The organism is Kribbella sp. NPDC104218 (genome assembly GCF_055584105.1).
Genome location: NZ_JBVJMQ010000001.1, coordinates 2,962,024 through 2,974,846, shown reverse-complemented (window position 1 = coordinate 2,974,846; position 12,823 = coordinate 2,962,024). Strand labels below are relative to the sequence as shown.

10 protein-coding genes are annotated in these 12,823 nt (G+C 68.8%); 6 read left to right on the top strand and 4 right to left on the bottom strand.

What is annotated here, in order from left to right:
- Nucleotides 1-100 precede the first annotated feature (100 nt).
- Nucleotides 101-2,041 carry a M13 family metallopeptidase gene (locus ACZ6ZD_RS14035; RefSeq protein ID WP_465671800.1) on the top strand — a complete coding sequence of 647 codons (1,941 nt, stop codon included), beginning with the start codon at nt 101-103 and terminating at the stop codon, nt 2,039-2,041.
- 83 nt (nt 2,042-2,124) lie between these two features.
- Here ACZ6ZD_RS14035 and ACZ6ZD_RS14030 read toward each other — a convergent pair whose 3' ends face one another.
- Entirely contained in the window at nt 2,125-3,543 is a 1,419-nt protein-coding gene (locus ACZ6ZD_RS14030) for an MFS transporter (RefSeq protein WP_465671798.1), read from the bottom strand.
- A 105-nt stretch (nt 3,544-3,648) separates the two neighbouring features.
- Here ACZ6ZD_RS14030 and ACZ6ZD_RS14025 point away from each other — a divergent pair, with 105 nt between their 5' ends.
- Nucleotides 3,649-4,185: a TetR/AcrR family transcriptional regulator gene (locus ACZ6ZD_RS14025; RefSeq protein ID WP_465671796.1), complete on the top strand. Its 537-nt coding sequence runs from the start codon at nt 3,649-3,651 to the stop codon at nt 4,183-4,185.
- A 52-nt stretch (nt 4,186-4,237) separates the two neighbouring features.
- Here ACZ6ZD_RS14025 and ACZ6ZD_RS14020 read toward each other — a convergent pair whose 3' ends face one another.
- Nucleotides 4,238-5,683 carry an aminopeptidase P family protein gene (locus ACZ6ZD_RS14020; RefSeq protein WP_465671794.1) on the bottom strand — a complete coding sequence of 482 codons (1,446 nt, stop codon included), beginning with the start codon at nt 5,681-5,683 and terminating at the stop codon, nt 4,238-4,240.
- 250 nt (nt 5,684-5,933) lie between these two features.
- On the opposite strand from ACZ6ZD_RS14020, the gene ACZ6ZD_RS14015 reads away from it, so the two are divergent.
- The 4 genes from ACZ6ZD_RS14015 to ACZ6ZD_RS14000 all read left to right on the top strand — a co-directional run bounded on the left by ACZ6ZD_RS14015 (nt 5,934) and on the right by ACZ6ZD_RS14000 (nt 9,425).
- The gene (locus ACZ6ZD_RS14015) at nt 5,934-6,623 is read left to right on the top strand and encodes a uracil-DNA glycosylase (protein ID WP_465671792.1); all 690 of its coding nucleotides are present in this window, start codon (nt 5,934-5,936) and stop codon (nt 6,621-6,623) included.
- Nucleotides 6,624-6,786: 163 nt separating this feature from the next.
- Nucleotides 6,787-7,491 carry a DUF969 domain-containing protein gene (locus ACZ6ZD_RS14010; RefSeq protein ID WP_465671790.1) on the top strand — a complete coding sequence of 235 codons (705 nt, stop codon included), beginning with the start codon at nt 6,787-6,789 and terminating at the stop codon, nt 7,489-7,491.
- The gene (locus ACZ6ZD_RS14005) at nt 7,488-8,459 is read left to right on the top strand and encodes a DUF979 domain-containing protein (RefSeq protein ID WP_465671788.1); all 972 of its coding nucleotides are present in this window, start codon (nt 7,488-7,490) and stop codon (nt 8,457-8,459) included. Before ACZ6ZD_RS14010 ends, ACZ6ZD_RS14005 begins: the two co-directional genes overlap by 4 nt.
- Before the next feature lie 9 nt (nt 8,460-8,468).
- Complete coding sequence (locus tag ACZ6ZD_RS14000; protein ID WP_465671786.1) at nt 8,469-9,425, top strand: DUF2891 family protein; 957 nt, start codon at nt 8,469-8,471, stop codon at nt 9,423-9,425.
- Here the strand turns inward: ACZ6ZD_RS14000 and ACZ6ZD_RS13995 are convergent.
- Both ACZ6ZD_RS13995 and ACZ6ZD_RS13990 read right to left on the bottom strand, forming a co-directional pair.
- Complete coding sequence (locus tag ACZ6ZD_RS13995; RefSeq protein WP_465671784.1) at nt 9,373-11,157, bottom strand: ABC transporter ATP-binding protein; 1,785 nt, start codon at nt 11,155-11,157, stop codon at nt 9,373-9,375. The two genes, ACZ6ZD_RS14000 and ACZ6ZD_RS13995, sit on opposite strands and share 53 nt — an antisense overlap.
- Complete coding sequence (locus ACZ6ZD_RS13990; RefSeq protein WP_465671782.1) at nt 11,154-12,809, bottom strand: ABC transporter ATP-binding protein; 1,656 nt, start codon at nt 12,807-12,809, stop codon at nt 11,154-11,156. Before ACZ6ZD_RS13990 ends, ACZ6ZD_RS13995 begins: the two co-directional genes overlap by 4 nt.
- Nucleotides 12,810-12,823 lie beyond the last annotated feature (14 nt).

Below are 12,823 nucleotides of genomic sequence, written 5' to 3'. Positions count from 1 at the left end.
TCCAGGAGAACGGGATTGCCCTGTGGAAAGTTCAGGACGGCTGTCGGGGACCGGGTATGTTCACTGTCAGCAACGTCGACTCGAGAACTTTGGGGCAGGGATGACAGCAGACAGCAACGGCTCGGTCCGGCCGCAGGACGATCTGTACCAGTTCGTGAACGGGGCCTGGCTCGCCGAGCACGACATCCCCGCGGACAAGGCCATCTACGGCGCGTTCCACGTGCTGCGCGACACCGCCGAGCAGGATGTCCGCGCGATCGTCGAGAAGGCCGTCGCGGCCGGTCATCCCGCGGGTAGCGACGCCCGCAAGATCGCCGATCTCTACACCAGCTTCCTGGACGCCGAGACCGTCGAGCGGCTGGGCGCGACGCCGATCGCCGACCAGCTCGCGCTGGCCGACGCGGTCACCGACGTCCCGGGCCTGGTCGCGGCGCTCGGGCAGCTCGAGCTCGAGGGTGTCACCGGCGTCTTCCGGGTCTGGGTCGACGGCGACGCGAAGAAGTCCGACGAGTACATCGTCTACCTGATGCAGGGCGGGCTGAGCCTGCCCGACGAGTCGTACTACCGCGAGGAGGATCGGGCCGACGTCCGCGCGGCGTACGTCGCGCATGTCGCCAAGCTGCTCGAGCTGGCCGGCCGGCCCGATCCGGCCGGCGCGGCCGAGCGCATCCTCGCGCTGGAGACGCGGCTCGCCGCCAACCACTGGGACCGGGTGCGCGAGCGCGATGTCACCCAGACCTACAACAAACTCGACCGGGCCGCGCTCGAGGCGCTCACCCCGGGTATCGACTGGTCGGGCTGGCTGGCCGCGTCGACCGTGCCGGAGAGCGCGTTCGAGCAGGTCGTCGTCCGCGAGCCGTCGTTCTTCACCGCGGCCGCCGCCGCCCTGCAGGAGATCCCGCTCGCCGACTGGAAGGAGTGGCTCGGCTGGCGGATCGTGCACTCGGCGGCGCCGATGCTGAGCTCGGCCTTCGTCGAGGAGAACTTCGCCTTCTACGGCCGGACGCTGACCGGCGCGCCCGAGCTGCGCGACCGCTGGAAGCGCGGGCTGGACGTCGTCGAGAGCTCACTCGGCGAGGCGCTCGGCCAGCTGTACGTCGCCGAGCACTTCCCGCCGGCCGCGAAGTCGCGGATGGTCGAGCTCGTCGCGAACCTGGTCGAGGCCTACCGCCAGCGCATCGAGAACCTGGACTGGATGGGCCCGGAGACCCGGCAGCGCGCGCTGGACAAGCTCGCCACGTTCGTGCCGAAGATCGGCTACCCGGACAAGTGGAAGGACTACAGCGCCCTCGAGGTCGACCCGGCCGACCTGATCGGCAACCTGCGCCGCTCGGTCGCCGTCGAGACCGCGCGCGAGCTCGCGAAACTCGGCACCCCGGTGGATCGCGACGAGTGGCACATGCCGCCGCAGACGGTGAACGCCTACTACAACCCCCGGCAGAACGAGATCGTCTTCCCGGCCGGCATCCTGCACCCGCCGTTCTTCGACCTGGACGCCGACGACGCGGTCAACTACGGCGCGATCGGCGCCGTCATCGGCCACGAGATCGGCCACGGCTTCGACGACCAGGGCTCCCGCTACGACGGCGACGGCAACCTCAACGACTGGTGGACCGACGAGGACCGCGCCGCCTTCGAGGCCCGCACCGACCAGCTGGTCGCCCAGTACGACGCCCTCTCCCCCGTGGAGACCCCCGGCCAGTACGTGAACGGCAAACTCACCCTCGGCGAGAACATCGGCGACCTCGGCGGCCTCGCCATCGCCTACGTCGCCTACCAACTCTCCCTCGGCGACGCCGAGCCCCCCGTCATCGACGGCAGCACCGGCGGCGAACGCTTCTTCGCCGCCTGGGCCTACGCCTGGGCCACCAAAACCCGCCCCGAAGAAGCCGCCCGCCGCCTCACCATCGACCCCCACTCCCCACCCGAGTTCCGCTGCAACGCCGTCGTCAAGAACATCGACGCCTTCCACGACACCTACAAAACCACCGAAGGCGACGCCATGTACCTCCCCCCACAATCCCGAGTCCGCATCTGGTAGCCGCGGTCCCGACACATTAGATGCCCACAGCAACTTTACGGACCGGAGTGTGACGTCGGCCCGGTCGCTGGGATCACCGGCTGTTATCGGCCGTCGCCGGAGTCGAGCAGGATCACTCCGGCGACGGCCGCCAGCACCAGCAGCCCGGCCGCCAGCGCGAACGCCGTGCTGAAGCCGGCGGTCAGGGCATCGAGCGGTGCGGTGCCGATCGCGAGTTGAGCTGTCGTCCGCGCGGCGGCAGCCGACCCGAGAACGGCGAGGCCCAACGCGCCACCTAGTTGCAGGCTGACATTGAGGAGGCCGGAGGCGGCGCCTTCGGCAGTAGCGGCAACACTGGACAGAGCGGCCGTTGTCGTTGGGACGATGATCAGACCGATCCCGGCGCCGAGTACCGACGACGGCACGATGACGGCCGCTATCAGGTCGTCGACGGGGTCGAGCCGGCTCAGCATCAGCGCGCCGAGGGCGGCCACGAGCAACCCGGCGCCGACCAGCCATCGCGGCCGGAACCGGCGTACCAAGACGGTGCTGAGTGCTGCCGACAGCATCAGGACGACCATCATCGGCAAGTACGCGAGCCCCGTGTCGAACGGGCTCCGGCCCAGCACCCCTTGCTGGTACAGGGTGACCAGGAAGAACGTCCCGTACAGCGCGCTGGAGCGAAACGCGTTGACTGTCAGCGCGCCAAGCACCATCCGATCGCGGATCAGTGCCGGGGCGATCAACGGCTCCGTGGTCGACCGGGTCTCCTGAACCACGAAGAGCGCGATCAGCAGCCCGGCCGCGGCGAAGATGAGCAGCGTCTGTGGGGCGCGCCAGCCGGCGGTCGCAGCCGATTGGGTTGCGTACACGAGGAGGCCAGTCCCCACTGACACCGTGATCGCGCCAGCCAAACTGATCCGCGTCGAGCCCCGGCTCTCGTCAGGCGGTAGCAGTCGGCCGACGCCCGCGACCAGGAGGACACCGAGCGGCAGGTTGACGAAGAAGATCCAGCGCCAGCCCGCCTGCTCGACCAGCGCCCCACCCAGCAGCAGCCCCGCCGCACCGCTCACCGCCAGCACCGCACCCCACACCGCAAGGGCCCGATCGCGTTCCCGGCCAACCGGATAGATCCGCGCGATCAACGCCAGCGTCATCGGCGCCACCATCGCCGCCGCCAGTCCCTGGGCGCCACGTGCCGCGACAAGGACCACCGCGCTGGGCGCCCAAGCGGCGGCGGCCGACGCGACGGTGAACGCGGTCAGGCCCGCCATCAGCAGCCGTCGATGGCCGACCAGATCACCGATCCGCCCGGCCAGTAACAGGAATCCGCCGAACGTGATCATGTAGGCGTTCACCACCCAAACCAACTCGCCGGGCCCGAATCCCAACTCGGCGCCGATGGTCGGCAGGGCGACGTTCACCACGGTTGCGTCGATTCCCTCCAACGCCTGCGCCGTACACAGCAACACCAGAGCGAGCCCACGAAGTTTCGGGACAGTTTGTCCGCTATTGGTCGTCATGTATGCCACGCTGGACGGGACGACCGCATCGTTCAACGGGCAGATCGAGCCCACCGACCGGTACCGGACGGTCGACCGCGAACTGTCCAGGAACAGGAGGCCTCAATGGATCGCCGCGTGCGCCGGAGCCGCCGGCAACTTCGGGAGGCTTTGATCGATCTGATCATCGAGCGCGGGTACGACCGGATCACCGTGCAGGACATCGCCGATCGCGCGGATGTCGGCCGCTCGACCTTCTACGCCAACTTCACCGGCAAGGACAGTTTGCTGCTGTCCGGTCTGGACGAGATCGAGGCCGCATTCGAGGGAACCGCCGATGACGGATCCGCGCTCGCTCCGGTGCGCCAGATCTTCCACCACGCAGCGGACCACCGGCGCCTCTACCGGGCCCTGATCGGTACCCGGGCCGCCGGGCTCGCCTTGCGCATCGGCCAGACCCGCGTGTCACAGCTGCTGGCCGGGCGGCTGAGCTCCACGCGCCAGGACCCGGTGGATCGTGATCTGGCTGTCGTCTTTGTCGTCAACACCCTGATCGGCGTTCTGACCTGGTGGCTGGACAACAACCTCCCCTGGTCGCCGGACGAGGCCTACGAGCGGTTCGAGGCCCTGGCCACCAACGGCCTCGGCCCGCAGTTGGCGTGAACCAGCAGAAGGCGCCGACAGCTCGTCGACGCCTTCCGGGAGTGGCTGGAGATCAGGCGCCGGACATCCAGGATTGGATGGCTTCGGGGGTGCGGGGCATGGCTTCGGAGAGGTTTTCGGGGCCGGTGGGGGTGATGAGGATGTCGTCTTCGATGCGGATGCCGATGCCGCGGAGGTCTTCGGGGACGGTGAGGTCGTCGGACTGGAAGTAGAGGCCGGGTTCGACGGTGAGGACGTAGCCGGCTTCGAGGTTGCCCTGGCGGTACTTCTCGTTGCGGGCGGCGGCGCAGTCGTGGACGTCGATGCCGAGCATGTGGCTGACGTTGTGGAGGGTGTAGCGCTGGTAGAGGCGGCTGTCGGGGTCGAGGGCTTCTTCGACCGAGACGGGGAGGAGGTCCATCGCGTCGAGGCCGCGGACGATGACCTCCATCGAGGCCTCGTGGCCGGCGCGGAACGGGACGCCGGGTTTGAGGGCGGCGATGCCGGCGTTCTGCGAGTCGAGGACGAGCTGGTAGAGCTCGCGCTGGCGGGGGGTGAACTCGCCGTTGACGGGCAGGGTGCGGGTGATGTCGGCGGTGTAGAGCTGCCGGTTCTCGACGCCCATGTCGAGGAGCATCAGCGTGCCGTCGTCGACGCTGCCGTCGTTCTCGATCCAGTGCAGGGTGGTGGCGTGCGGCCCGGCGGCGGCGATCGAGGTGTAGCCGACGTCGTTGCCCTCGGCGCGGGCGCGGCGCCAGAAGGTGCCTTCGATCCAGCGCTCGCCGTACTTGCGGACGTTGGCCATGTCGGCCAGCACGTCGGAGAAGCCGCGGTGGGTGATCGCGACCGCCTCCCGCAGCTGCTCGATCTCGAACGCGTCCTTGACCAGCCGCAGCTCCGACAGCGTCGCGGCGAGCTCGCCGTCGCGGCCGGCGTCCGTGCTGACGCCGCTGAGCAGGGCGGCGATCGAGGCGTCCTCACCACGGCGGACGCGCGTCGGTACGTCGTTCTTCAGCGCGTCGCCGAGCTGGTCGACGTGCCGCGTCTCGATCCCGAACTCCTTCGCGGTCTCGGACAGGGACGGACGCCGACCCGCCCACAGCTCGCCGTACATCCGGTCGCGCCAGAACTCCTCGCCCTCGCTGCGGTCCGAGCGCGGGCGGAAGTACAGGACGGAGTCGTGGCCGCTGGTGCCGTTCGGCTCGAGGACGAGGACGGCGTCCGACGTCTGGTCACCGGCCAGCCACGCGTAGTCGGTATGCGGGCGGAAGACGTAGTCGGTGTCGTTCGACCGGACCTTGTACGTCCCGGCCGGGACCACCAGGCGCTCGCCGGGGAAGGCCTGCGACAACGCGTCCCGGCGCTTCGCCGCCCAGACCCCGACATCGCTCAGCGTGACGTCGTCGCGCTCTGAGTCGGCCCACCCCGAGTTCATGAAGGCGCGGAGTTTCGCGCTCGGCTCGGAGTCGTGCGACGCGGTCTTCGGCGCGGTGGCGCCGGCAGCGGTCGGTTCGGTCATCGTCGACCAGTCCTCATCTCAAGCGGGGGTGTGAGCTCGTCCACGAAGCCTACGCTCGCCCCGAACCCACCGCCGCCGAGTACGGCCGCCAACCAGGGCCGCCGGGCAAGGCAAAGGCCTCGCAAGCTCATACCCTGCGAGGCCGCATCCTTTGTACCGAGCCCGACCGGACCGCCGCTTGACCGACACGCGAACAGAGAGCGACATCACAGCGACCACGGTGATTGGCGGGGACGGTCGGCGGACTGCCATGCTGTGGCGGGTGAGCCCGAAGTCGTTGACGGATTTGGTGGCGCCCGACTGGGCGGAGGCGCTGGCGCCGGTGGAGGACACCGTCAGCCGGATGGGTGAATTCCTGCGCGGTGAGATCGCGGCCGGACGGCCGTATCTGCCGGCCGGGGAGAACGTGCTGCGTGCGTTCAAGAGCCCGCTGGAGCGCGTGCGGGTGCTCGTGGTCGGGCAGGACCCGTACCCGACGCCCGGGCATCCGGTCGGCCTGAGCTTCTCCGTGGCGCCGGATGTCCGCCCGATCCCGCGCAGCCTGCAGAACATCTACAAGGAGCTGATGGCGGACGTCGGCGTCCCGGCTCCGTCCAACGGCGACCTGACGCCGTGGGCCGAGCAGGGCGTGCTGATGCTCAACAGAGTGCTGACCGTGCAGCCGGGCAAGTCCGGCGCGCACCGCGGCAAGGGCTGGGAGACCGTCACCGAGCAGGCCATCCACGCCCTGGTGAACCGCGGCGGCCCGCTGGTCGCCATCCTCTGGGGCCGCGACGCACAGACGCTGAAGCCGATGCTCGGCAGCATCCCGTACGTCGAGAGCGCGCACCCGAGCCCGATGTCGGCCGACCGCGGCTTCTTCGGTTCCCGCCCCTTCAGCCGCGTCAACGCGCTCCTGGTCGAGCAGGGCGCCGACCCGATCGACTGGCGCCTGCCCTAACGCCCAGCAGTCCCGCACCGGAGCCGCCGCGGCGCGTTCCGGTGCTGACGTATGCCCACCAGCCGGTTACCGACCGGACAACTTGTTCGAATGATCTATTGCAGGATCGTTCAACAATCTCCTATGGTGACGTAAATCGCACCGTCCGTCCCTGGGAGGAACCATGTGGGTTCTGCTCGCCATCGCGGTGGTCGTCGTCGGATTCGCGCTCCGGCTGAATTCGATGCTGGTCGTCACCGCGGCCGGGATCGTCGCCGGCCTGATCGGCGGTCTGTCGCCGGTCAAGATCCTGAACGCCTTCGGCGACGGGTTCGCCGGCAGCCGTTCCGTCACCGTCTTCATCGTCACGCTGCCCGTGATCGGGCTGATCGAGCGCTACGGGCTGCAGCAGCAGGCCCGCAAGCTGATCGGCAAACTCGCGGTCGTCACGACCGGCCGGCTGCTGGCCGTCTACCTGCTGATCCGGCAGGGCACGGCCGCGCTCGGTCTGACCAGTATCGGCGGGCCCGCGCAGGCGGTCCGGCCGCTGGTGTACCCGATGGCGTCCGGCGCCGCCGAACGCCGCTACGGCAAACTCCCGGAGAAGGTCCAGGAGAAGATCAAGGGCTTCGCGGCCAGCGCCGACACGGTCGGGCTGTTCTTCGGCGAGGACATCTTCGTCGCGATCGGCTCGATCCTGCTGATCACCGGTTTCGTCGACGCGACGTACGGGCTGCAGCTGGAGGCGATCGACATCGCGCTCTGGGCGATCCCGACCGGTATCTGCGCGCTGCTCATCCACGGCGCCCGCCTGCTCTATCTCGATCGACAGCTCGACAACCTCGTGGCAGCCGGTAAGGCCGAGGCGAAAGCGGAGGCGGCGAAGTGATCAAGGTCGAGTGGTTCTACTGGCTCTGCGGGATCTTCTTCGTGCTGATCGCGCTGCAGGTACTCAACGACCGCAGCAACCCGAAGCGGATCGGCTCCGCGGTCTTCTGGGGCGTCCTCGGCGTCTCGTTCGGCTACGGCACTTTCGTGGTCAACAAGCAGGCTCCGGCCTGGCTGCTCGGTATCGCGGTCATCGGCCTCGCAGTGCTGGCCGGCTCGGGCTTTCCGGGTAAAGGGCAGGAGCGGACGACGACGCCCGCGCAGCGGATCCAGTTCGCCGACCGGTTCGGCAACAAGCTTTTCCTGCCCGCACTGGTGATTCCGGTGGTCGCGGCCCTCTTCGGCGCCTGGCTGGCCAAGGTGAAGCTCGGTGACGGCAAGCCGCTGCTCCAGACCGGTTCGGCCACGATCATCGGCCTCGGCGTCGCCTCCCTGCTCGCACTGGCCGTCGGCATGGCTCTGCTCCGCCCACGCACCCCAGCGGTCCCTCTGCACGAAGGACGGCGACTGCTCGAGCACATCGGCTGGGCGGCGATTCTGCCGCAGATGCTGGCCACGCTGGGCCTGCTGTTCAACGCATCCGGTGTCGGCAAGGCAGTCGGCCGCGTCACGGATCATCTGGTGCCCAAGGGATCGCTGATCGCCGCGGTAGCGCTGTACTGCATCGGCATGGCGGTCTTCACGATCATCATGGGCAACGCGTTCGCTGCGTTCCCAGTGATGACCGCAGCGGTCGGCTGGCCGCTGCTGGTAGAGCAGTTCAACGGCACTCCGGCCGTCGTGTTCGCCATCGGCATGCTGGCCGGCTTCTGCGGCACTCTCTGTACGCCGATGGCCGCCAACTTCAATCTGGTGCCGGCAGCCCTACTGGAGATGAAAGACCAGTACGGCCCGATCAAGGCCCAGATCCCGACCGCGATCCCCTTGCTGGGCGCCAACATCGCCCTGATGTACGTCTTCGCCTTCTAAGGAGCCCTGATGGAGTACGCCGCCAGCTGGTCCGCGATCGCCTGTGAGGTCCTCGAGACGCCGTACCCGTACGGCGCCGCGCATGCCTCGAGAGGACCAGAGGACGTCGATGTGACCCCGGAGCGCCTACACCCGGCGTTCCACGGGTCCTACGACTGGCACTCCAGCGCACACATGCAGTGGTCGCTGGTCCGGTTGCTGACCTTGGCACCGGACCAGGTCGGTCCCCGGCCAGTCGAGTTGCTCAACCAGCGGCTGACGCCGGAGGCGATCGCGACCGAGGCGGCGTACTTGCGGGAGCGCCCGTCGTACGAGCGTCCGTACGGCTGGGCCTGGGCGGCAATGCTGGTCGCGGCCGGGCACGATCGGTGGCCGCTGAAGCCGCTAGGCGACGTGATCGCCGATCTGGTGCTGGACTGGCTGCCCCGCCAGGCCTACCCCGTCCGGCACGGCGCTCACCTCAACACCGCGTTCGCTCTGTCCCTACTGATCGAGGCGTACGCCGAACTCGGCCGCAGCGATGTGGTCGACGCAGTCCGAGCCCGTGCACTCGACTGGTTTGGCCAGGACACGGCGTACGACACTCGCTTCGAACCGTCCGGCACCGACTTCCTCTCACCGGCACTGTCGGAGGCCGAGCTGATGCGACGGGTCCTTACCCCGCAGGAGTTCGCCGACTGGTTGCCGGCCTTCCTTCCCGGGCTGGGCACCACGAATCACCAGCATCTACTGGAACTACCCGTCACCGATGACTCCGGTGACGGACAGCTCGCACACCTGTCCGGTCTGGCGTTGTCACGCGCCTGGCAGCTCCGCACAATCGCACCGAGCCTGCCGGACGTCGCCGACGTCCTGCGCGCCGGTGCGGACCGTCAGATCGAGCCAGTCCTGCCGACAGTCACCGAAGGCGACTTCATGTCGACGCATTGGCTGGTGTCGTTCGCCCTCCTGGCCCACCAGGCTTGAAGCCCGTCCAGCTTCGCCAGAGCTGGGCGTAGCGACCGCCGCTGGCCAAGAGCGCGGTATGGGTGCCGGTCTCGACGACTCGACCGTGATCGAGGACGACGATCCGATCCGCCTGCTCTGCTTGGGTGAGTCGGTGCGCGACGATCAGCGTCGTCCGCCCGGCCGTTGCGGCCACGCTGGCCCGTTCGAGCTCACGCGCGCCCGCACTGCCGGCCTCTGCGGTCGCTTCATCCAGTACGGCGACTGGTGGGTCAGCCAGGACCAGACGGGCGAAAGCGAGCTGCTGCGACTGCGCGCCGGTCAGCTGATGCCCTTCCTCACCGACAACGGTCTCCACACCGTCGGGAAGCGCCCGCACCCAGGCCAGCGCTCCAACGCGTTCCAACGCCGCTTCGATCTCACCATCAGTCGCCTCGGGCCGAGCCAGGCGTACGTCCTCGGCCAGCGTTCCCGAGAACACATGCACTTCCTGGCTGAGCAGAGCAACCTGTGCACGCGTCCGATCCTCGCCAAGCGCCTGCACATCCACACCGCCCAGCTTCACCACACCAGCGGTTGGAGTCAGGACGCCGGCCGCCAGCGCCGCCAGTGTGGTCTTTCCAGCGCCGCTAGCCCCAACGAGCGCGACCCGCTCCCCTGGCTCCAGCCGCAGTGACACCCCGTCCACCACGAGCGGCCCGTCGTACGCGTGCCCGATGTTCGACAACTCGATCGACGCGTCCGCCGGCCCAGGACCATCCGGCGGCTCCGGGATCTGCTCCATCTCCAGGACGCCGGCCAGCCGGGCCATTCCCGCGCCCGCGGTCTGGATCTGGTCGAACTGCATCAGCACGATGTTGACCGGATTGAACAGCCGGTGGAAGTACAACGCGGCGGCCGTCACGGCGCCGATCGTGATCGCGTCGGCGCGGACCAGGAAGAAGCCGGCCACCAGGATCGAGGTCAGCCCGACGAACTCGGAGTGGTTGATCCGCGTCGAGAAGAAGCTGAACAGCCTGAACACCTCGATCGACAGGTCGCGCGCAGTCGCCGAGGTGTCCCGGATCTTCCCCAGCTGCGTCTCCTCCAGCCGGTACGCACGGACCGTCCCGGCGCCACGCAGCGACGCGATGATCGCCTCGGACCGGTCGCCCATCGCGACGCGTTCCTTGGCATAGAACGGCGCGGACCGCGGCAGGTACCAGCGCAACGCGAGCAGATACATCGGTACGGCGAGCAGACCGACCAGACCGAGCCGCCAGTCGAGGGCGAAGAGGCCGCCGGCCGTCAGCACGATCGTCAGCGACGCAGCCAGCACGGCCGGACCGACTTCGGTCAGCGCGGTGGCCACGGTCGACACGTCATCACCGACCCGGGACAACAGGTCGCCTGTCCGGACCTTGTCGAGCACCGGCGACGGCAGCTGCAGGGCTCGGTCGAGCACCCGCTCGCGGATCCGCGCGAGCACTGTCTCGCCCACCCGGGCGACCAACATGACCCCGAGGGCGGTGAGGAGCCCGGACAGCAGTGCGCCGCCTGCGATCAGCACTACGACCTTGATGATCGCCGACCGGTCGCCGCCGGTGGAGACGTCGTCCACGAGCACGCCCAGCGCCCAGGGCGCAACCAGACCGGCCGCGCTCGCAGCGGTGATCACCAACGCCGCAAGGATCGCGCGAACCCGCAGCTTGCGGACCTCGCTCCACAGCAAGGCCCAGGTCGCCCGTCGGCCGGCAATCGGCAGCAGGTTCATCGGAGCACCGCCCCCTGGTACGCCGCGTCGGACTCGGCCAGCTCGGCGTGCAGCCCCTCGGCAACGATGACGCCGTCGGCCAGCACGACCACCCGGTCCATCTTGCCGAGCAGAGCCGGACTACTGGTCAGCACCAGCGTCGTCTGCGCGGACCGGACGTCGACCAGCCCCTCCGCCAACAGCTCCTCGGTCACGGCGTCCACCGCCGTACTGGGGTCGTGCAACACCAGAAGCGGCGGATCGGCCAGCAAAGCTCGCGCCAAGCCGAGGCGCTGCCGCTGGCCACCGGACAAGGACTGACCACGGTCAGCCAGCGGACGGTCCAGCTCGTCGATCAGGTCGGCCGCACCCGCCGCAGTCATCACCCGCTCCAAGTCCGCAGAGTCCACCAGCAGGTTGCTGCGCGGCGTTCCCTCGAACAGATCGGTGTCGTGCTGCTCCAGCAGCACTGTGTTGCGCAGTACGTCGATGTCCAGCTCGTCGATCGCCGTACCACCGACACGAACCGTGCCAACGTGGTCGGGCGCCCGTCCGATGACCAGGTCCAGCAGGGCGTCGGCGTCCCGTGGGTCGTAACAGAGCACCCCGACGGACTCACCCGGTCGTATGGCGAGGTCGACCCCCGACAGCGTCTTGTAGGAGACGCCGCCCAACTCCAGCAGGGGTTTGTCCGCATCGATCGCCCGCGACGACCCACTCACCACCCACGGAGGCGCGGCGAGCACCGAGACCAACCGACCGGCCGACGCACGCGCAGTGGCCAGCGCCTGACTCGCATAGCCCAGCGTGCCCACCGGCTCAGCCACGAACTGCGCCAAGCCAACGACGGTGATCAGCTCACCGATCGTGATCCGCCCAGTCAGGGCGAACCAGCCAGCCACACCGGCGACCGCAGCCAACAGGAAACCGCTTAGCGCAGTAGCAACGCCGTCCTGCAGTCCACCGGTCGACACGGCGCGCAGCGTTGCCTGCAACGTCTGCCGGCTCGACTGGCGGTACCGGGCAGCCGCATTGTGCTGGGCACCGATTCCGCGCAGCGTCCGCAGCCCACCGACCAGGTCGGTAGCCAGTGCGGTCGTCTGAGCGACCGCCTCCTGCTGGGCCGACGTACGCCGAGTCAACAGCGGCGCCAGCGCCTGAATCCCCGACAGCACGAGCGGTACGCCGATCAGGACGCCCAGCCCGAGGGGGACGTCGATCAGCAGCAGCGACACCGACGACACGATCAACGCCGTACTCGCGGCCGTCGACAGCGCCACCGCCCAGATGAGGTGCGAGACCTTCTCCGCATCCGAGGTCGCGATCGACAAGAGCTCCCCGGACCGCAGACCGGTGCGGTGGCCACGCGGATCCAGCACCCGGCGAGCGATCTCGAGCCGCAGCTCGTGGGTCTCGTACTCGACGGCCCGCACGATCTGCCGGGCACCGAGCCGCCACGCGTTGGACAGCACGGCGAACAGCACGACCATCATCAGAACGCACCACAGCAACGGCTGATAGTCGCCACTGGCGACCGCCCGGTCCACAAAGATGCCGATCGCCACCGGCACCGCGGCCTCACTCGCCTGGTGCAGCGCCAGCAACAGGACGCCGACCCCGACGCGCCCCCGATGCCGCCGTACCGCCCGCCTCAGCAACTCCCCTGTCGACATATTAGGCAACCCTA